The sequence below is a fragment of the Sphingomonas sp. CARO-RG-8B-R24-01 genome, from assembly GCF_022662295.1.
Taxonomy (GTDB): Bacteria; Pseudomonadota; Alphaproteobacteria; order Sphingomonadales; family Sphingomonadaceae; genus Sphingomonas.
Genome location: NZ_JAKNQI010000003.1, coordinates 294205 through 315209, shown reverse-complemented (window position 1 = coordinate 315209; position 21005 = coordinate 294205). Strand labels below are relative to the sequence as shown.

14 protein-coding genes and 1 tRNA gene are annotated in these 21005 nt (G+C 66.9%); 3 read left to right on the top strand and 12 right to left on the bottom strand.

Going from position 1 to position 21005, the window contains the following annotated elements; translation table 11 throughout:
- Nucleotides 1-429: 429 nt before the first annotated feature.
- Both L8G49_RS09300 and L8G49_RS09295 read right to left on the bottom strand, forming a co-directional pair.
- Nucleotides 430-1647 carry an integrase arm-type DNA-binding domain-containing protein gene (locus tag L8G49_RS09300; protein WP_242184626.1) on the bottom strand — a complete coding sequence of 406 codons (1218 nt, stop codon included), beginning with the start codon at nucleotides 1645-1647 and terminating at the stop codon, nucleotides 430-432.
- A gap of 151 nt (nucleotides 1648-1798) precedes the next feature.
- Nucleotides 1799-1874: transfer RNA gene (locus L8G49_RS09295), tRNA-Thr, on the bottom strand.
- Between the two features lie 187 nt (nucleotides 1875-2061).
- Here L8G49_RS09295 and L8G49_RS09290 point away from each other — a divergent pair.
- Both L8G49_RS09290 and L8G49_RS09285 read left to right on the top strand, forming a co-directional pair.
- Nucleotides 2062-3393, top strand: a complete 1332-nt coding sequence (locus L8G49_RS09290; RefSeq protein ID WP_242184625.1) for a hypothetical protein — start codon at nucleotides 2062-2064, stop codon at nucleotides 3391-3393.
- 58 nt (nucleotides 3394-3451) lie between these two features.
- Complete coding sequence (locus tag L8G49_RS09285) at nucleotides 3452-8065, top strand: NAD-glutamate dehydrogenase domain-containing protein (RefSeq protein WP_242184624.1); 4614 nt, start codon at nucleotides 3452-3454, stop codon at nucleotides 8063-8065.
- A 334-nt stretch (nucleotides 8066-8399) separates the two neighbouring features.
- Here the strand turns inward: L8G49_RS09285 and L8G49_RS09280 are convergent, their stop codons facing one another.
- The 10 genes from L8G49_RS09280 to L8G49_RS09235 form a co-directional block, all read right to left on the bottom strand.
- Nucleotides 8400-9521: a PepSY-associated TM helix domain-containing protein gene (locus L8G49_RS09280; protein WP_242184623.1), complete on the bottom strand. Its 1122-nt coding sequence runs from the start codon at nucleotides 9519-9521 to the stop codon at nucleotides 8400-8402.
- On the bottom strand, nucleotides 9521-10204 hold the full coding sequence (locus L8G49_RS09275) for a Fe2+-dependent dioxygenase (RefSeq protein ID WP_242184622.1): 684 nt from the start codon (nucleotides 10202-10204) through the stop codon (nucleotides 9521-9523). The genes L8G49_RS09280 and L8G49_RS09275 overlap by 1 nt, the downstream gene beginning before the upstream one ends.
- Nucleotides 10198-10938, bottom strand: coding sequence for a tetratricopeptide repeat protein (locus tag L8G49_RS09270; protein WP_242184621.1), 741 nt, complete (start codon nucleotides 10936-10938; stop codon nucleotides 10198-10200). The genes L8G49_RS09275 and L8G49_RS09270 overlap by 7 nt, the downstream gene beginning before the upstream one ends.
- The gene (locus L8G49_RS09265; RefSeq protein WP_242184620.1) at nucleotides 10938-13436 is read right to left on the bottom strand and encodes a TonB-dependent receptor; all 2499 of its coding nucleotides are present in this window, start codon (nucleotides 13434-13436) and stop codon (nucleotides 10938-10940) included. Before L8G49_RS09265 ends, L8G49_RS09270 begins: the two co-directional genes overlap by 1 nt.
- 120 nt (nucleotides 13437-13556) lie before the next feature.
- Nucleotides 13557-13847, bottom strand: coding sequence for a ribbon-helix-helix domain-containing protein (locus L8G49_RS09260; protein ID WP_242184619.1), 291 nt, complete (start codon nucleotides 13845-13847; stop codon nucleotides 13557-13559).
- On the bottom strand, nucleotides 13844-14674 hold the full coding sequence (locus L8G49_RS09255) for a hypothetical protein (RefSeq protein WP_242184618.1): 831 nt from the start codon (nucleotides 14672-14674) through the stop codon (nucleotides 13844-13846). Before L8G49_RS09255 ends, L8G49_RS09260 begins: the two co-directional genes overlap by 4 nt.
- Before the next feature lie 92 nt (nucleotides 14675-14766).
- Nucleotides 14767-16599, bottom strand: a complete 1833-nt coding sequence (cobT, locus tag L8G49_RS09250) for a cobaltochelatase subunit CobT (protein WP_242184617.1) — start codon at nucleotides 16597-16599, stop codon at nucleotides 14767-14769.
- Between the two features lie 176 nt (nucleotides 16600-16775).
- Nucleotides 16776-16988, bottom strand: a complete 213-nt coding sequence (locus L8G49_RS09245; protein ID WP_242139656.1) for a hypothetical protein — start codon at nucleotides 16986-16988, stop codon at nucleotides 16776-16778.
- Nucleotides 16985-17272, bottom strand: coding sequence for a hypothetical protein (locus L8G49_RS09240; protein ID WP_242184610.1), 288 nt, complete (start codon nucleotides 17270-17272; stop codon nucleotides 16985-16987). Before L8G49_RS09240 ends, L8G49_RS09245 begins: the two co-directional genes overlap by 4 nt.
- A 67-nt stretch (nucleotides 17273-17339) precedes the next feature.
- Nucleotides 17340-18866 (bottom strand): acyl-CoA carboxylase subunit beta, encoded by a 1527-nt coding sequence (locus L8G49_RS09235; RefSeq protein WP_242184602.1) that lies wholly within the window; start codon nucleotides 18864-18866, stop codon nucleotides 17340-17342.
- 129 nt (nucleotides 18867-18995) lie between these two features.
- Between L8G49_RS09235 and acs the strand changes: the two genes are divergently transcribed.
- Nucleotides 18996-20936, top strand: a complete 1941-nt coding sequence (acs, locus tag L8G49_RS09230; RefSeq protein ID WP_242184600.1) for an acetate--CoA ligase — start codon at nucleotides 18996-18998, stop codon at nucleotides 20934-20936.
- Nucleotides 20937-21005: the final 69 nt, after the last annotated feature.

The following is a 21005-nucleotide window of genomic DNA, read 5'->3' as shown; positions in this document are numbered from 1 at the left end:
CCCGGACGGGGGCTCGATCAGCTTGATCGCACGTCATAGCTTAACTCAACCGACGCCACGGGGCGACTTCGGGTTTGAGCAGCGATAGCTCATAAGCCCATTTCATCAATCTGTAGTTACCTCTTGTAAGGCAGGGGCAGGATAACCGCGCGAAAGGCCTACCCGGCGGGAATGGAGCATGGCGATGGGTTCTCGTCTTGACAAAGATGGGAGGATTGAGCGCTCGACGTAGGGGCCAGTATCGACCCTGTGGAAAGCGGCACGTTCCTTGTCGACCCGCCCGAGGCGTCTAGCGATCCAACGACCCATAAAATACGCTGAACAGAATGCTCCCAGACGACATCGATATGCCGTCGCAAGGACACTGAATCACCCACGCCCAATCATCCGAAACACGGGCTGGTCAATGGCAGATCTACGCCATTCAAGCTACGCCCGCTTGCGGAATTTGCCCTTTACGACATCGCCACCGATCCGAAGCTCGTCGAGATAATCCGACCACCACTGGGCCATGCGAACACGCTCGGCCCAGTGAGCGCCCCGGTGATAGGCGGCCCGCACCCTGTCCTTTTCGCCATGCGCAAGAGCGCGCTCGACCGCATCGGGGTGCCAAAGCCCTGACTCATTGAGCAGCGTACTGGCCATCGCCCGAAACCCATGACTGGTCATCTCGTCATTCTCGAAGCCCAACCGCCGCAGGGCCACGTTCAGGGTGTTATCGGAAAGCGGCCGCTTCGTCGTGTGGAGCGCCGGGAATAGATACTCGCTCGTTCGGGCGAGCGATCGGAGATCCTGAAGAATAAACAACGACTGGCGAGACAGCGGTACCGCGTGCGGCTGCTTCATTTTCATCCGCTCGGCTGGCACCCGCCAGACCTTCTCGGCGAAGTCGATCTCATCCCACTTGGCTTGCCGCAGCTCACCCGGGCGCAGGAACACATGCGGTGCAATCCTCAGCGCGTGAAGGGTTTCGGGCCGGCCTTTATAATCCTCGATTGCGCGCAGCAGCTCTCCCACTTTCTTGGGCTCAATGATCGCCGCATGATGCTTCACTTTCGGGACCGTCAGCGCGCCGCGTAGAATGTCAGCAGGGTTTTTCTCTGTGCGTAACGTCGCAAACCCGTAGCGAAAGACGCGGCCCGCAAAAGAACGGAGCCGGAGCGCGGTCTCATGGTGCCCGCGACGCTCGACACGCTTGAGGACATCCAGCAGTTCGTGTGGCGTCACCGACGCGATAGGACGCTGGGCGATGCCGTCGAGCAATTCGAGAAACCATCGCGCCTTTTTGATGGTCGCCGGCGATCGCCCTTCCCGCTCCATCTTCTGGATATATTCCTCGGCGACGAGGCCGAAGGTCGTTTGCGCCGCCAATTCGGCGGCAATACGCCGTTGGCGCTTCTCCTCTACCGGGTCGATCCCATCAACGAGCTGAGCGCGAGCCTCGTCGCGCTTCTTTCGCGCCTGCTGAAGCGACAGCTCTGGGAAGGTGCCAAGCGACAGCTTCCGCTCATGGCCCAGCACTTTGTAGCGAAATCGCCAGAGCAGCGCCCCGGAGGGCTGAACGATAAGGAAAAGCCCGTCGGCGTCGGGAACCTTAAATGGGCGCGCTTCGGGTTTGAGCGAGCGAATCTGAACAGTCGTAAGCATGGTGGACCACAGCTCCTACGTTGCTCGTGGTCCACCGATTCGTGGTCCACTTTTGGTGGGCCACGGTGGAACAAAGTGAGAAACCGTGGAACCAGCAGGAGCCATTATACCGCAGATTTCCGCGGTTTTCTACAATGTTCTCAGTATGTACTGGTGCCGCTTACAGGACTCGAACCTGTGACCCCCGCATTACGAATGCGATGCTCTACCAACTGAGCTAAAGCGGCATGCACGATGTCGGATCGACGATCGTGGAGGCGGGCGCTTATCAAATCGAATTCGGGATGGCAAGCCGAGAGCGCAATCTCGGGAAGATTTCTGGCTTCTGCCCATCCCTTTACCGGACGTTTACCACGCAGGGCGCATAAGGTCGGGCAGTAACGGCCCCGTCGGGCCAGATAGGGCGTTTGCGCAATGGATAGTGTTCACGACTTCGAGGATGATCGGATCGGCGCCGAGGATCCCGGTCGCGGCGCGCAGGACGCGGGCAGCGATGATCTGGCGGAAGCGCAGATCGACGTCGGCACCGACGAGCGCCGCATGCACGTCCGCGCGTATAACTACTGGGTTTCGCTGCTGGGCGGGCGGGGATATCCCTCGATCAACGATCTCGATCCCGGGACCATCGCGGACTTTGGCCCACATAGCGTGCTTCTGGATTTCACACAGGGCATCGAAAACCCCGCAATCGCCTATCTCGGGCGCGCGCTGCGCGACGAATGTTCGCTCGACGCTGGCACGACCCATATCGCGCAGGTGCCGAGCCGCTCGCTCCTGTCGCGCCTGACCGACCATTATCTGCAGATCATCGCCAATCGCTCGCCGATCGGGTTCGAGGCGGAGTTCGTCAGCACGCGCGGGCACAACACGCTGTACCGCGGCATCCTGATGCCGTTCTCCTCCGACGAGGATACGATCGACTTCATCTACGGGGTGATCAACTGGAAGGAACTGGTCGACGCGGAGATGCAGGCCCGCCTCCACGCGGAGATCGAAGCGGCCCGGGGCGCACCCAAACCCGTCGCGACCGCCCCCATCTGGGCCGATGGCCCCAGCGGCGGGTTCGACGACCTGATCGAGGACGACGACCGCGCCGACGATGCACGCGCTGGCCAGCCATCCGATCCGGAAGACGCCGCCGACGTCGCGTCGCAGCGCGAGGACAGCCTTGCTGACCGGTTACTGCTGGCACAGCAGACCGCGGCCACGCTGCGTGCGGCAGATACCCGCAGCCGCGCCGCCCTGTACCGCGCCCTCGCCCGCGCGCATGATTTCGCGGCGGCGGCGGATGCCGATCCCCAGGGGTATGACGCCTTGCTGAAGCACGCGCGCATCCCGGTGCAGCTGCGTGCGCCGATGACCCCGGTGGTCAAGCTCGTCTTCGGCACCGACTATGACAAGACGCGCCTGACCGAATATGCCGCCGTCCTCGCATATGCGCGCCGTACCGGCGTACCGGCCGGCGGGCTGCAGGCATTTCTCCAGTCGCAGGACGGCGGGATCAAGGCCGTGGTAAAGGCCGAGCGGCTGGCGCGCGCGCCGGTCGCGAGCCCGCGATCCAGCCCTTCCGTCCAGCTCGCCAAGCGTCCCACGCTCGCCAGTGTCACCATGCAGACCACGTCGCCCGAAGGGGATTACGTCTTGCTCCTCGCGCGGTCGGGCCATCCGGGAACCCTCGACATCATCGCGACGATCACAGACGATTCCGCGCTGACCGAGCGCGCAATGCGCCGCGCGATCAGCTGAATTTGCTGCACCGCCACAAGTCTTGAGGTCACGAACGGACCGGCGCATAGGAGCGCGCATGCCAAAGACCACGTTGAAATCGCTGTCGGATGCCCTCGCCGTCCGGCTCACCAAGGGCGCTCTTCCGGGAGAATTGCAGGGGTTCGGGGAGGCCGAGCGCGCTACCGCCGCCAGCTTCGTCGCCGCCACCGCCGAGCGGCGAGCGCCCGCCACCGCGACGATCGCGCTCGAGCCGCTCCCGGCAACCGACCCGCGCCGCCTGATGCGGCTTGCGATCGTCAACGACGACATGCCCTTTCTGGTCGATTCGATCGCGGCGACGATCGGCGCGCACGACATTTCGATCGACCGGATCATTCACCCGGTGCTGCGCGTGACGCGCGATTCGGATGGCGCGCTGACCGAGGTCGACGAGGGTGCCGCCGAATCGATGATCTATATCGAGCTCGAACGCGTCGATGCGCGCGAGCGGCGCGAGCTCGTCACCGATCTCGCGAAGAACCTTGCGGACGTCCGTGCGGCGGTCGGCGACTGGCATGCGCTGCAGGACGCGCTGGCGGCGGATATCGCGACGCTCCCCGAGGGCGAGGGAAGCGCGCTGCTCGCCTGGCTGCTCGACCGCAACATGACCTTGCTCGGGCACCAGACGTGGTCGGGAACAGGTTCGAACGATGCGGCGACCGAAGCGCAGGCGCTCGGCATCGCGCGCAATCCGCAGCCCGTGCCGATCCTCGCCGAAGCGTCGCGCAGTCTTGCGATGCGCTGGTTCGAGGATGGCGGCGAGGCGCCGCTGCTGCTCAAGTCCAATCTCATCTCGGGCGTCCACCGGCAGGTGCCGCTCGATCTCGCTCTCGTCCCGCTGCGCGATGGCGCGCGCGTGGCCGGCCTGTCGATCCACGCCGGATTGTGGACCAGCGCCGCGCTGGGCGCGGCGCCCGAGGACGTGCCGGTCCTGCGCGCACGGCTCGCTGCGCTGGAGGCCAAGTTCGGGTTCGACCCCAAGGGCCATACCGGCAAGGCGCTGACGCATGCGCTCGCCGCACTGCCGCACGACCTGATCACCGGCTTCACGCCCGAGGCGCTCGAGGATGTCGCGCTCACCGCCATGTCGCTGGCGGATCGTCCGCGGCCCAAGCTGGTGCTGGTGCGCAGCACGCTCGGGCGGCATCTGTTCGCGTTCGTGTGGCTTCCGCGCGACGACCTCACCACCGCGCGGCGGATCGCGATCGGCGACATGCTCGCCCAGGCGGCGAACGCAAGCGTGCTCAACTGGTCGATCGCGGTCGACGATACGATCGCGCTGATCCGCTTCACGCTCGATCTGCGCGAAGGCGGCGTGCTGCCCGAGACCGAGGCGCTCGACACGCGGATCGCGCGGATGGTGCGCGGCTGGGTTCCCGCGGTCGAGGCGGCGCTGGTCGAGCAGACCGATGCCGCACGCGCGGCGCGCCTTGCGCTCAAACATGCCGCGAGCTTCCCGCAGGGGTATCGCAGCGCCAACACCGCTGAGGAAGCCGCGCGCGACATCGTGCGGCTGGCGCGGCTGGAAAACCCCGGCGATCGCTCGGTCCGGCTGTACCGCGACGAGCGCGGTGCGACCCGGCTCAAGATCTACCGCGAGGGCGGCGCGCTCGCGCTGTCGGACGCGGTACCGGTGCTCGAGAATTTCGGCTTCCGCGTGATCGAGGAACTCCCCACCGCGCTGCTCGGTGACGAACAGGGGTTCGTCCATGAATTCCTCGTCGAAATGGGCGGCACCGTTCCCGATGCCACGCTGCTCGAGGATGCGATCAAGGCGGTGCTCGAAAATCGCGCCGAGAACGATGCGTTCAACCGGCTGATCGTCGACGCCGGGCTCGCGTCCGAATCGGTCCTGCTGTTCCGCGCGTGGTTCCGCTATCTGCGGCAGGGGGGGCTGACGTACGGCCTCGTCACCGTGGTCGACGCACTGCGGCGTGCGCCGAATGTCGCGGCTGCGCTGATCGAGCGGTTTACCGCGGCGCATGATCCCGCGCGCGACCGTTCGGGGATCGCGGCAGCCGACACCGCGATCGATGCGGGGCTCGACGCCGTGTCCGCGATCGACGACGACCGTATCCTGCGCTCGCTGCGCAGCGTGATCGCCGCGACGTTGCGGACCAATGCGTTCGCGCCCGCAGGCCAGGTTGCGCTGGCGTTCAAGCTCGACAGCCATCTCATTCCCGGCCTCCCGGCCCCCGTTCCGTGGCGCGAGATGTGGGTCTATTCCGCACGGATCGAGGGCATCCATCTGCGCGCCGGCCCGGTCGCGCGTGGTGGCCTGCGCTGGTCCGACCGGCGCGACGACTTCCGCACCGAAATCCTCGGGCTGATGAAGGCGCAGCGCGTCAAGAACGCGGTGATCGTGCCGACCGGCGCGAAGGGTGGCTTCTATCCCAAGCAGCTGCCGCCCGCGTCGAACCGCGATGCGTGGCTCGCCGAGGGGACCGAAAGCTACCGCGTGTTCATCCGTACTTTGCTGTCGATCACCGACAACATCGTCGAGGGCGCGGTGGTCCACCCGCAGGACGTCGTCGTGCATGACGGCGAGGATCCCTATTTCGTCGTCGCCGCCGACAAGGGCACCGCGACCTTCTCCGACGTCGCCAATGCGATCGCGCTCGAGCACGGCTTCTGGCTGGGCGACGCGTTCGCGAGCGGCGGGTCGGTCGGTTACGACCACAAGGCGATGGGGATCACCGCCAAGGGCGCATGGGTCAGCGTCCAGCGGCACTTCGCCGAGCGCGGCACCGACGTCCAGACGCAGCCGATCCGCGTCGTCGGGTGCGGCGACATGTCGGGCGACGTGTTCGGCAACGGCATGTTGCTGAGCGCGGAGCTCAAGATCGTCGCGGCGTTCGACCACCGCCATATCTTCCTCGACCCGAACCCCGACCCCGCCGCGTCGTTCGCGGAGCGCACGCGGATGTTCGCGCTGCCGCGCTCGAGCTGGGCGGATTATGACGGGTCGCTGATCTCCACGGGCGGCGGGGTGTTCCCGCGCACCGCCAAGGTGATCGCGCTGACCGACGAAGTCCGCGTAGCCCTCGGCATCGCCGAGCGCGAGATGGAGCCGGGCGCGCTGATCTCGGCGATCCTCAAGAGCCCGGTCGACCTGATCTGGTTCGGCGGGATCGGCACCTATGTGAAGGCGCGCGCCGAGAATAACATCGCGGTCGGCGACCCCGCCAACGACCGGCTCCGCGTCGATGCAGAGGATCTGCGCGCGACCGCGATCGGCGAGGGCGCGAACCTCGGTGTGACGCAGGCGGCGCGCATCGCTTTCTCGGCGCATGGCGGGCGGATCAACACCGACTTCATCGACAATTCGGCGGGCGTCGATTGCTCGGACAATGAGGTCAACATCAAGATCGCGCTCAACCGCGAGATGATCGAGGGCCGCCTCGCGTTCGAGGATCGCAACGCCTTCCTCGCCGGGATGACCGACGACGTCGCGCATCTGGTGCTGGAGGACAACCGGCTCCAGACGCTCGCTTTGTCGATCGCCGAGGCGGGCGGGGCACAGACCGTGCCGAGCTATGTCCGGCTGATCGAGATCTTCGAGGCGGCAGGCTCGCTCGACCGCGCGGTCGAGGGGCTGGCGGGGAATGACGACCTGCTCCGCCGCTCGGCCGAGGGCCGCGGGCTGACCCGGCCCGAGCTTGCGGTGCTGCTCGCGACCGCGAAGCTGGCGTTGCAGGCGGCGATCGAACGGTCGGGGCTTGGCCTCGCCGACGAATTGCTCCCCGATCTCCACGCCGCTTTCCCGCGCGCGATGCAGGAACGCTTCGGCAAGGCGATCGACGAGCATCGGCTGCGCGGCGAGATCGTCGCGACCAAGCTCGCCAACCGGATCGTCAACCGGATGGGCGTGCTCTACCCGTTCGAACTGGCCGAGGAAGAGGGCGCCGCGATGAGCGACATCGCAGGCATGTTCGTCGTCGCGGAACGGCTGTTCGACCTCCCCGCCCTGTGGCGCGAGATCGAGACGACCGACATGCCCGAGGCGGCGCGGATCGCCTTGTTCGACGAGACGGCGGTCGCGACGCGCTCGCAGATCGCGGACCTGCTGCGCGCGACGCGGACCGGGTCCGGGCCGGGCGATACGCTCAGCCGTCTTTCCAAGGGGATCCTGGAACTCGACCGACAGACCAAGGCGTTGCTGCTGGAAGAGGCGAGCGCGCACAGCGCCCGGATCGCCGGCGCGCTCGAGGCGGCAGGTGCGCCCACCGCGCTGGTGCAGAAGGTGGTTCGGCTGTTCGAGATGGACGGCGCGGTCGGACTTGCCGATCTCGGCGACCGGCTCGGGATCGACGAGACCGTGCTCACGCGCGCGTTCACGCGGCTCGGGCAGGCGCTCGGGCTCGACTGGGCGCAGGCGAATGCGGCGCGGATCGATTCGAGCGATCCGTGGGAGCGGCTGTTGATCGCGGGGCTCGCGCGCGACTTCCAGCAGTTGCGGCTCGAATTCCTCGCGCGCTCGGCGGGGGGCAAGCTCGATCCGCAGGCGTTGGTCGAGACGTGGCTTGGCGACAATGCCGCGCGAGTCGCGCAGTTCAAGGCAGTGGTCGACCGTGCGCGGCTGGCCCCTGCCCCGAATGCGGCGATGCTGGCGCAGATCGCGGGTCAGGCGCGGGTGTTGCTGGGGCGGTAGGCGCGGTTCCGGTTATTGGGTGCGCGTCCCTGCCCGGTGCAGGGACGCGGCCTTTCTTTCTTTTTGGAGCCGGCGTTCTGGCGGTTCTGCCCCCCCCCACACTTCGTCATTCCCGCGAAGGCGAAACCTTTGCACAAAGGCAATTGGAGGTTTGGTCGCCCCCCGCTCCCGATGAGCTGCCGTCATGCTGAACTTGTTTCAGCATCCACCGCGCAACAGCCATGGTCCGGACTCGCGGAAGGCTGGATCCTGAAACAAGTTCAGGATGACGGATGTTGGAGACCGATCGAAACGACGGCCGGCGGTGGCGAAAGCTTCAAAGAGAAGGAGTCCCCTACGCCGCGACCCGCGCGCGCTGCTTTGCCTTCAGCGCGGCTTTCCACCCGCGGGCGCGCCACCACATGATGATGCCGGTGACCGCAAGCACCGCGGGCAGGATACCGCCCAGGAACACCAGCAGCTGCCACGCGAACCCCATTCGCGTCCCGTCGTGCAGCCGCCGCATCGTCCGCGCGAGCGTTTCGCGTTCGGGGCGTGCGGGCTTGACGCGACCGGTCGCGTCGTCGACGGCGACGGTGACGGTGACAGCAGCGGGGGTCGATCCGGCGAACTGGACCTTCCATTCGGGCTTGCGATCGGTCGGCCATTCGACCCGCGCGATGTTTCCTGGCGTCACCGATCCGGCCCGACTGAGGACCGCGTCGAGCGGCAGCGACGGGCGTTCCAGCACCAGCGGTCGCGCGCCGGGTCCGCCCGGCCCCCGCGCGCCGGGGCCAGTGCCGCCGCCACCGATCCCGGCAAACACCTGCGGGAACGCGATCCACACCCCCGTCAGCGACAGCATGAACAACGGCAGCGCGATCCAGAAGCCGAACAGGTGGTGCAGGTTTGTGTCGGTGTTGCGATGCCGCCGCCAGCGCAGCCCGCGCGCCCATCGCCCCACCGTCGGCCACCACAGCCACAGCCCCGAAACGCTCGACAGCAGCATTGCGACGCCGATCCACCCGACGATCTGCCGCCCGACCCCGGGCACGAGCAGATTGCCGTGGAGATTGTGCAGTACGCGCAGCACGCCACGCGCGCTGGTGCCGACCGCGAGGATCTTCGCAGTCGGCGGATCGAGATAGACCGTCGTGCGCAACGGCGGTCCGCGCCGCGCGGGGTCCGGCGGGGTGATCGCAGTGACCTGCACCGGGCCGTCGCGCTCTGGCAGCGCGAGGCTGGCGATGCGCTCGCCAGGATTCAGCGCCCCGCGCGCCGCCGCGACATAGCGTTGCGGGTCGAGCGTGGTCGTGCCGGTCGTCGCATAGCGCGCCGGGTTGAGGACGTGATCGACCGCCTCGTCCCACACCAGCACCGCGCCACTGAGCGAGAGCGGGATGATCAGGATCGCGAGCAGCAGCCCGATCCATTTGTGGAGCTGGAACCAGACGTTGCGGAGTGCAATCTTGGACATCAGACCTCCGCCCAGCGGCGCAAAAGATTGTGATAGACGCCCGTCAGCCGGACGATCTCGGGATCGTCGCTGCCGAGCCGGGCTGCGATCGACTGGATCGCGGTATCCTGTTCGAACAGCAGCGCGCGCGCGCCATCGTCGCGGACCATCGACTGGAGCCAGAAGAAGGACGCGACCCGCGTGCCGCGCGTTACGGGCGTGACGTGATGGACGCTGGACGCGGGATACAGCACGAGCTGCCCCGCCGGCAGCTTGACGCGCTGTTCGCCGAACTGCGTCGCGATGACGAGCTCGCCCCCGTCGTAGCTGTCGGGGTCCGACAGGAACAGCGTCGCCGACAGGTCGCTGCGGATGCGGAAGTCGCTCCCGCGCCGGATGCGGATCGCGGTGTCGACATGCGCGCCGAACGCATCGCCCTCGGCGTAGCGGTTGAACAGCGGTGGGAAGACCTTGAGCGGTAGCGCACTCGCCACGAACAGCGGCGACGCGGCGAGCGCATCGAGCACCAGGCTGCCGCCCGCGCGCGCCACCGCGCTGTCATCGGGCAATTGCGTGTTGCGCTTGGCAAGCGCGGATTGCGCGCCCGAGGTCGCATTGCCGTCGATCCAGTCGGCGGCATCGAGATCGGCGCGCAAGGCGGCGACCTGTTCGGCCGACAGCAGGCCGGGGATGACCGTCAGCATGTGGCACTCTGGATCGCCTGGACCCCACGCGCGCGGAACGCCGCGATGTCGCAGGCGGCGAGCCAGGCCGCGGCCTTCTCGACGAACGCCGGGGTCGCACTTGCGCCCGCCCGTCGGAGCCAGCCGAGCGCCTCCTCGACATGGCCGGTCCGGCCGAGCATCCGCGCATGGTTGAACGCGCCGCGGAAGTCCCCGCCCTGCGCCGCGCGCGCATAGCATTGCGCCGCCGCCTTGAGATCGCGCGGGACGACCCAGCCATCCTCATGAAAGCTGCCGATGAAGTTGATCGCCTTCGCGTTGCCGAGCGCGGCGGCCTTGCGGAACCAGCCGAGCGCCGCCACCCGGTCCTCGTCCACGCCATGCCCGAGTGCGAGCAACGTCGCGTAATTGTACATGCCCCAATCGAGTCCGGCCTCGGCGGCGATCCGGTAGCACGCCGCGGCGCGCGCCTTGTCGGGCCTGGTGCCCCAGCCGAGGTCATAGCAGCGCCCGACCATGTTGATCGCCATCACATGATGCTGCGCCGCCGCGCGCACGAACCAGCCGAGGGCGGCGGTCGCGTCGCGCGGCACGCCCGTGCCGTCGAGCAGCATCTGACCATAGACGGCCTGCGCATCCGCCATTCCCGCGTCCGCCGCCGCGCGGACGAAGGCGGCGCGGTGCTCGGGTGGACCCGAGAGGTGCGCGGCGATCTGCTCCGGCGACAGCGCCGCCAGTTGCTCCGGTGTCAGCATCAGAACTTGGCCGTCACCGTGCCGAACACCGTCCGCCCGGGGGCGATCGCCGCGTAATGCGCGGTGAAGGTCTGGGTGAAATAGACCGTGTTGGTGAGGTTCTGCGCGTTGACGCTGATCTCCACATTGGGGGTGATCGCATAGCTCGCGCGCGCATCGAAGCGCCAGTAATCCGGGATCCCGCGCGACAGGATGGTGGTCGCGGGCGTGATCGTCACGACCCCCGCGCTCGTCTGGGTCGCGGCGCGATTGTCGGCATAGCCGCCATATTGCCGGCCCATGTAGATCGCGCTGCCGCCGATCTGCAGCCCCTTCAAAAGCTCGTAATTGGTCGTCGCGGTGAAGCTCTGCTTGGCGGTCTGCGGGACCTGTCGGCCGGTGTTGACCGAGGGGACGTAGACCGTCTGCGCCGGCGCCGGGCCATTGGCCGCGACGGTCAGCGCACTGTTGCCGCCGTCGACGATCTTTGGGTCGAGATAGGTATAGCCGCCGAACACCGTCCAGCCGGGCAGGATCGTCCCGCTCGCGGTCAGTTCCACCCCGCGAATGCGGGTGCGGCCGAGGAAGCCGACCGTGTTCGCGTCGATCTGGACGCGCGCGTTGGTGATGTCGGTCTGGAACACCGCCAGCCCGAGCTGGAGCTTCTCGTGGAACAGGCTCCCCTTGGCGCCGACCTCGTAGGATTTGGTCTTCTGGACCTTGAGACTGTCGAGGATCGCGAGATTGGCCGCGCTGTTGGTGGTCGGCAGCGCATTGTCCTCGCGCCCTTCACCGAGCAGCGCGTTGGGCGGCGTCGCGGCGGTGGCGTAGCTTGCGTAGAGGCTAGTCTCGCTGGTCGGCTTGAACACCAGCCCGGCCTGCCAGTTGAACAGCGTGTCGGTGCGCGACAGCCGCGTGGCGGTCGATCCAGCGGCGAAGGGCAGAGTGACGGTCGACTTGAACCGGTCGTAGCGCGCGCCAAGGTTGAGGATCAGCTGCGGCAGCAGCGTGACCGAATCGAACCCGTAGACCGAGACCGTGGTGGCATCGTTCTGCGTTTCGGTATTGGCGGCACCCCGCACGATCGCGGTGGCCACGCTCGACGTGTCGTTGGCGTAATTCACCCAGGGGTCTGACGGGTTGGGAGCGAACAGGCTGGCGCAATAATAGCGCGCGATCGTCGCGCTGTTGCAGCGCGGGCTGATCGTCGATCCGTTGGCGGAAACGAAGGTACCGCGACGCGTCTTCTCCCAGGCGAGCTCTGTGCCGACCGCGAAACTGTGCTTGATCCCGCCGGTGGAGACGGTGCCGCTGAGGTCGGTCTGGTCGATCAGGCTTTCGGTATAGCTGTAGCGCGTGTTGCCGCGCCGCCAGACATAGCCGCCGGTCAGCACGTCGCCGCGCGCACCCGCCGCGCCCGTCGGGTTGGTCGTCGCGGTGCCGAAGACGTTGCCCTGGCTGTCGTCGGGCAGCGTGAAGATGTACGCCTGGTCGCTGTGCGCATAGCGCGCAGTGTTGCGCAGCGTGATACCGCCGAAATCATGCTCGACCCGCAGCATCGCCTGGTTGGTCGTCGCGTCGCGGAAGTCGCGATCCTCCAGGCCGTAGAAGGCCGAGCGCTTGACGGTGCCGGTCTGCCCGCCGCGCGTGGTGATCGTGCCGATCGCGGGGGTGGTGAAGACGTTCCCCGCCGGCAGCGCGCAATTGGTTGCCGAGCAGACATATTGGTACGGGATGCCGCTGTCCGGCAACTCGTGGCTTTCGAGGTAATAATAGCTTGCGGTCAGCCGCGTGGGCGTGCCGAGGCCGAGCGTGACACTGGGCGCGAACCCCCAGCGCTTCGCATAGATCGAATCGCGGTCGGCGAACTTCTGGTCGTGCCACAGCCCCTGGAGCCGGAAGGCGGCGGTGTCGCCCAGCTGGACGTTGACGTCGCCGGTGACGCGCTTGAAGTCGCCATTGCCATAGCTCGCGCTCGCCGTGCCGAAGGTGCGAAGTTGCGGCAGGCGCGACAGGATGTTGAGCGATCCGCCCGCATTGCCGCGCCCGCCGAGCGTCGAATCCGACCCGCGCACGATCTGGATCGAGTCCACCGCGAACACTTCCCGCGTCTGCGACGACAGGTCGCGCACGCCGTCGACATAGACGCTGCCCTGGCTATCGAAGCCGCGGATGAACGGGCGGTCGCCGATCGGATTGCCGCCTTCCGCCGCGCCGAAGGTGATGCCGGGAACGGTGCGGAGCGCATCCTGGAGTGAGGTCGATCCGGTTTGCTGGATCACCGATTTGTCGAGCACGACGATCGACTTGGGCGTGTCGACCAGCGGCGCGACGAGCTTCGGATCGCGGCGCGGCTCGCGCTGGCCGTGGACGACGATGTCGAGTTTATGGTCGGGGTCCTCGTCGTTCGCCGGGGGCGGTGGCGGGGGCGCATCGTTGGCGAAGGCGGGCAGGCTCGCAAAGGCACCGACACAGGACAAGGCGAGGTAGGCAGGCTTTGCGGCGACGAGACGTGACATGAAATTTCCCCATTCGTTGGGGTCTCGCTATTGCGAGTCACTCGCATTGTCAACGCTATTGAGAATTACTCTCATTTGAGTGCCTGCAGGAGTCGGCTTTGCGCCACGGTCAGCCGAAGACTACAAACGCTTACAAACTTCCAGGATCGCGATGCGCTCCGAAACCACCCAGCTCCGCAGCGCACTTGCCAGATTTGGCGGATCGTCCGCCATGATCCGCAGCGCATCCACTTGCGCGATCACGGCATTGAGCGGCAGCCCGCGCACCCGCGCGGCATCGTCCAGCGCGCGCCAGAAGATCGGTTCGAGACTGATCGAAGTCGCATGTCCCGCAATTGTCACCGACCGTTTGACGGGACCGACAAAGCCGCCGGCCGGTGGCACGATGCCAGTGTGCCCCGGCTCGCTCATTCGACCAGCTTGTGAAGATAAAAGGTCGTCGACCGCTTCTCGGGTCCATAGACCCCGGTGGCACGAATGGTCTTCTGGTCCGGCATCAACTCCAGCGAAAAGACGTCGTCGACGGTACCCCGCGCCGACAGATCGGTTTCCACAATGAGATCGGGCCGAGGGCTCGTGATTTGTGCGCGAACACCGGAATTATCGCCATCGAATTTAACCGGATCGCCCCCGATGATGGCGTCGAAACCGCTTCCGCTGTCGGTCCGCGAACTGAAGCGATTGCCGTGGAGTTTCAGGATCATATCCTGTCTCGAATCAGCCGTCACGCCGACACGCTTCCACGTCCCGGAAATCAGATGCGCGCCCTTCGATGGCGACCCGATCCGGCGCTGCACCGTCTCGCCCCTCACGACTTGCCCGTCGGGGCCGGTGTAGCTCGCCACATGCCAGGTGAGCGTGTCGCCGTCGGGTGAGAGGACATAGTCGACGGTATAGGCGAGCTTGCCGCGGACCTTGTCGATCTCCTTGATGACGTGGTCGCTCTCGATCGAGATCGACTGCTCATCCACATATCCGTCCGAGGAGACCGGGTGGAGGCGACCATCGGCTTTCACGGCCCTGTTGTCGTCTCGTCTGAAGACCCCGTCGCGCACGCGAAAGACCGTCGGCTTGATATCCCCCGTGATCGACGCCGTATCGATCCGCCATCGTCCGGTGAACGCCTCGTCGGTGGTTTCGGCCGACGCCACGACGCCGATCGACAGGACGGCAAGCGCGATGATCCTGGCGCCGCAAGCGACCCGAGCGATGCGACAGTTCTCTTTGGGCCGGATCAACCGCTACTCCTGTGCGTGAACGTCTTCTGTCGATACGGGATCGCACCATCCGCGCCCATCGGCGATCGTCCCTGTGCCGAACCGGCCATCGCTCAGGGCGTATCGAACAACGCCGCGAGCTGCTCGATCAGCGTGCCCCCCAGCTGCTCGGCATCCATGATCGTGACTGCGCGCGCGTAATAGCGCGTCACGTCATGCCCGATCCCGATCGCGGCGAGCTCGACCGGCGACTTGGCCTCGATCCAGCCGATCACCTGCCGCAGATGCCGTTCGAGATACGACCCCGAATTGACCGACAGCGTCGAATCATCGACCGGCGCGCCGTCCGAGATGACCATTAGGATCTTGCGCTCCTCAGGCCGCGCGATCAGCCGCGAATGCGCCCACAGCAGTGCCTCGCCGTCGATATTCTCCTTGAGCAGCCCCTCGCGCATCATCAGCCCGAGCGAGTTGCGCGCGCGCCGCCACGGCTCGTCCGCCTTCTTGTAGACGATGTGCCGCACGTCGTTGAGCCGCCCCGGCTGCGGCGGACGCCCCGCCGCCAGCCACGTCTCGCGCGATTGCCCACCCTTCCACGCGCGCGTGGTGAAGCCGAGGATCTCGGTCTTGACCCCGCAGCGTTCGAGCGTGCGCGCGAGGATGTCCGCGCTGATCGCCGCGATAGAGATCGGACGGCCGCGCATCGATCCGCTATTGTCGATCAGCAGCGTGACGACGGTATCGCGGAAGTCGGTCTCGCGCTCGATCTTGTAGCTCAAGGACAGCGTCGGGTTGACCACGATCCGCGCGAGCCGCGCCGCATCGAGAATGCCCTCCTCCTGGTCGAAATCCCAGCTGCGGTTCTGCTGCGCCATCAGCCGGCGCTGGAGCCGGTTGGCGAGCTTGGTCACCGCGCCCTGCAGATGGACGAGCTGCTGGTCGAGGTACGACCGCAACCGCACGAGTTCGTCCGCGTCGCACAGGTCGGTCGCGGCGATCACTTCGTCATAGGCGGTGGTCCACGCCTTATATTCGAACTGCGGCGCGAAATCCTGCGCGGGGCGGTTCGGGCGGACCGGAAGCATCCCCTCCTCGCCATCGTCGCCAGGCTCGCCGTCCATGTCGTCGAACGTATCGTCGCCCTGCTCCTGGCCTTCGCCGTCCTCGGCCTCGGAATCCTGCTCGGACCCGCGCGCCTCGATCTCGCCCTGGCCTTCCTCGCCCTGGTCGTCGCCGTCCTCGCTCTCGTCTTCCTGCTGTTGTTCCTCGGTGCCTTCGTCCTCGTTGCCGCCCTCGTCCGATTCATCGGGCAGCATGTCTCCCTCGACCAGCTCGAGGTCTTCGAGCACGCGAGTCACGAGCCCCGCGAACGCGCGCTGGTCGTCGATCGCGAGCGCAAGCCCGTCGAGGTCCGTGCCCGCCTTCTGCTCGATCCAGTCGCGCACCAGTTCCAGCCCGGGCTCTGCCGCGGCGGGCGGGGGCGCACCGGTCAGCCGCTCGCGCACGAGCAGCGACAACGCGGTCGACAACGGCACCTCGTCGCGGTTGCGCGCGCGCGTGATCGGGTCGGCGCGCAGGCGGGTCTCGAGCGCCCGGCCGAGATTCGCGGTGATCCCGGCATAGCCACGGCTGCCGAGCGCCTCGACCCGCGCATTCTCGACCGAATCGAACACCGCGCGCGCGACCGCATCGCCCGGGGCATGGCGGGAATGGATCGCGGCATTGTGGTGCCGCAGCCGGAGCGCGAACCCGTCGGCGAACCCGCGCGCCTCGGCGACCTGCTCAGGGGGCAGGCTCCGCGCGGGCATCGGCACCTTGATGTGCTTGCCCGACTGCGTCGGCGCGTCGGCAGTGTAAGCGAGCTCGATCTCGGGTTCGTCCGCGAGCGCGCGCGCGGTCCCGCCGAGCACGGCCTTGAAACGATCGAGGGGGGTATCAGTAGCCACGGGTCAACTCCGGCACGACGCTGTGCCCAGGTGCGAAATCGTGATCCACGGGGATCGCCGCAACCGGGGTGGTGGGATTGTCGGCTGCCACGTGCAGGGCGGCGCCACCGAAACCTAGCTATCAGATTGCGCCCGCGCCGAAAGGCAAAACAGCGGTTGGCGCAACGGTATCAGCGTCAGCCTTCGATCCGTGGCTGCGCGCTGCTCCGCGCGCCCATCTCGATCATCGTCTCGATCCGGACGACGCGCTTGTCGATCATCGCGGCATAATCGCTCAGGCCCTTCACGTCTGACGCGAGCCGATCGACTTTTCGGTCCATCACTTCCAGACGTTCCTGCATCAGCACGACGTTGCGGATCGCCTCCAGCGCGTCCCCCAGCGAACTCACGTGCGGATGCCAGCGGCGCGCAAGGTCCGATCGACCTCGTCATGGGTCGCGTCGAGCGTCTCGATCATGCGATCGATCGCGGCGGCCATCCGCGGCATCGCCACATTGACTTCGCTGACCAGCGCCGCGAGGTCGGCATCTTCGCGGTCCGCACCCTCGGCAATGTATCGGCTCGATGCCTCGCGCAGCACGTGCCCGACAGAATGGCCGGTGCGGGCGGCAAACGCATCGAGTGCTGCCTTGTCATCTGGTGTCGTCAAGAACGTCACGCGCGCGGTCTGCATGGGGCGACTCCTTATAAGGTCATTATAAGGAGCGCCCGGGCGGTTGCAAGACGAGGTGGGGTGGGGCTTACAACGGAATGTTGTCGTGCTTCTTCCACGGATTTTCGAGCTGCTTGCCGCGCAGCTTGCGCAGGCCCAGCGCGATCCGGCGGCGGGTCGAGTGCGGCTGGATCACTTCGTCAATGAAGCCCTTGCTTGCCGCCACGAACGGGTTGGCGAAGCGTGCCTCATATTGTGCGGTCTGCTCGGCGATTTCCTCGGGCGTGCGTCCGCGGAAGATGATCTCGACCGCGCCCTTCGCGCCCATCACCGCGATCTCGGCGGTCGGCCACGCATAGTTGAGGTCGCCGCGCAGATGCTTGGACGCCATCACGTCATAGGCGCCGCCATACGCCTTGCGCGTGATGACGGTGATCTTGGGCACGGTCGCCTCGGCGTAGGCGAACAGCAGCTTCGCGCCGTGCTTGATGATCCCGTTCAGTTCCTGCGCGGTCCCCGGCAGGAACCCCGGCACGTCGACGAAGGTGACGATCGGGATCTCGAACGCATCGCAGAAGCGCACGAAGCGCGCCGCCTTCTTCGACGAATTGATGTCGAGGCACCCGGCGAGCACCATCGGCTGGTTCGCGACGAACCCGACTGTGCGCCCCTCGATCCGCCCGAAGCCGGTGATGATGTTGGCGGCGTGAGTCGGCTGGACCTCGAAGAAATCGCCTTCGTCGACGGTCTTCCGGATCAGCTCGTGCATGTCATAGGGCTGGTTGGCCGACGCGGGCACCAGCGTGTCGAGCGACTCCTCAAGCCGGTCCCACGGGTCGGACGACGGCCGCTCGGGCGATCCCTCGCGGTTCGAGGCGGGGAGGAAATCGATGAAGTCACGCGCGGCGAGCAACGCCTCGATGTCGTTCTCGAACGCGACGTCGGCCACCCCGGACTTGGTCGTGTGCGTGACCGCGCCGCCGAGGTCCTCCTGCGTGACGATCTCGTTGGTGACGGTCTTCACGACATCGGGGCCGGTCACGAACATGTACGACGAGTCCTTCACCATGAAGATGAAGTCGGTCATCGCGGGCGAATAGACCGCGCCGCCCGCGCACGGCCCCATGATCAGCGAGATCTGCGGCACCACGCCGCTGGCGAGCACGTTGCGCTGGAACACTTCGGCATAGCCGCCGAGCGAGGCGACGCCCTCCTGGATGCGTGCGCCGCCGCTGTCGTTGAGGCCGATCACCGGCGCGCCGACCTTCAGCGCCATGTCCATGATCTTGCAGATCTTCTGCGCATGGCGCTCGGACAGCGACCCGCCGAACACGGTGAAATCCTGCGAGAAGACGAACACCAGCCGACCATTGATGGTCCCAGAGCCGGTGACGACACCGTCGCCCGGGACGATCTGGTCCTGCATCCCGAAATCGACGCAATTATGCTCGACGTACATGTCGAGCTCCTCGAACGAGCCTTCGTCGAGCAACACCTCGAGCCGTTCGCGCGCGGTCAGCTTGCCCTTGGCGTGCTGCGCGGCGATGCGTTTTTCGCCTCCGCCCAGCCGCGCCGCGGCGCGCTTGCGTTCCAGTTCGGCGAGGGTCGAGGACATGGCAACTCCTAAGGATCGGCTTGAACACGCGTTTGCGGGTTCTTTTCGCGTTTTCAGGCAGGAACGCAACAGCCCGCCTTGCCAAGCCCCCGCCTCCCCCGGCAGATAGCGCCCCGCAGGAGAGCGTGCATGTCCGATCCAGACCTCTATCCCGTCCCCGCCGCATGGGCCGCGCACGCGCGCGTGGATGCCGCCGGCTATGCCGCGCTTTATGGCAGCAGCCTCGCCGACCCCGACCGTTTCTGGCTGGAACAGGCGAACCGGCTGGACTGGATCAAGCGCCCCGCCATGGCGGGCGACTGGTCGTTCGATGAACAGGATTTTCACATCAACTGGTTCGCCGACGGCACGCTCAACGTCGCGGCGAATTGCCTCGACCGCCATCTCGCGAAGCGCGCGAACGACGTCGCGCTGATCTGGGAACCCGACCTGCCGAACGAGGACGCCCGACACTTCACCTTCGGTCAGCTTCATGCCGAAGTCTGCCGCTTCGCCAACGTGCTGAAGGCGCAAGGCGTCGCCAAGGGCGACCGCGTCACGATCTACATGCCGATGATCCCGGAAGCGGCGTTCGCGGTGCTGGCGTGCGCGCGGATCGGCGCGGTCCATTCCGTCGTGTTCGGCGGCTTCTCGCCCGAGGCGCTCGCGGGGCGGATCGCCGATTGCGGCTCGACGATCGTCGTCACGGCCGACGAAGGGCGGCGCGGCGGCAAGACGATCCCGCTGAAAGCCAATGTCGATGCCGCCGCGGCGCAGGCGCCGGGACTCGCCACAGTCCTCGTCGTCCGCGCGACCGGCGGCGCGGTTGCATGGCAGGACGGGCGCGACGTCTGGTATCACGAGGCCGCCGCGGACGTTCCCGCGACCTGCGATCCCGAACCGATGGGCGCGGAAGACCCGCTGTTCCTGCTCTACACTTCGGGCAGCACCGGCAAGCCCAAGGGCGTGCTCCATACCACCGGCGGTTACCTGGTGTGGGCGAGCCTGACGCACGCGCTTGCGTTCGATTACCGTCCCGGCGACGTCTGGTGGTGCGCCGCCGATATCGGCTGGGTGACCGGCCACACCTACATCCTCTACGGCCCGCTCGCCAACGGCGCGACGACGCTCATGTACGAGGGCCTGCCCAACTGGCCCGACGCGAGCCGGATCTGGCAGGTGGTCGACCGCCACAAGGTCAACACGCTGTACCTCGCGCCGACCGCGCTGCGCGCGCTGATGAAGGATGGCGACGGCTTCGTCACCGCGACCGACCGCTCATCGCTCAAGCTGTTCGGCACCGTCGGCGAGCCGATCAACCCCGAAGCGTGGCGCTGGCTGCACCACATCGTCGGCGAGGGGCGCTGCCCGATCATCGACACCTGGTGGCAGACCGAGACCGGCGGCGCGATGATCGCGCCGCTGCCCGGAGCGACCGACCTGAAGCCAGGCTCGGCGACCACGCCCCTGCCCGGGATCGAACCCCAGCTGGTCGACCCCGAAGGCAAGGTGCTGGCCGGCGCGACCGAAGGCAACCTCGTCATCGCGCGCAGCTGGCCCGGCCAGATGCGCGGGCTGTGGGGGGATGCGGACCGGTTCTTCCAGGCCTATTTCTCGACCTATCCGGGCAAATATTTCACCGGCGACGGCGCGCGGCGCGACGGCGATGGCTATTGGTGGATCACCGGCCGGGTCGACGACGTCATCAACGTCAGCGGCCACCGCATGGGGACCGCCGAGGTCGAGTCCGCGCTGGTGCTTCACCCGCACGTGGCGGAGGCGGCGGTCGTCGGCATGCCGCATGACATCAAGGGCCAGGGCATCTACGCCTATGTCACGCTCAACTCGGACATCGATCCGTCGGGCGACCTCCACCGCGAACTGATCGGCTGGGTCCGCAAGGAGATCGGGCCGATCGCGACGCCCGACAAGCTGCAGTTCGCGCCGGGCCTGCCCAAGACGCGCAGCGGCAAGATCATGCGCCGCATCCTCCGCAAGATCGCCGAGGGGGACGTGTCGAGCCTCGGCGACACGAGCACGCTGGCGGATCCTGCGGTGGTGGACGATCTGGTGGCGAACCGGGTGGTGTGATTCCAGCCCCGTGCCCGCCGGACAGGACGAGCGGGTCAAACGCACGCCCCGCCGCAGCATGGACGCCGT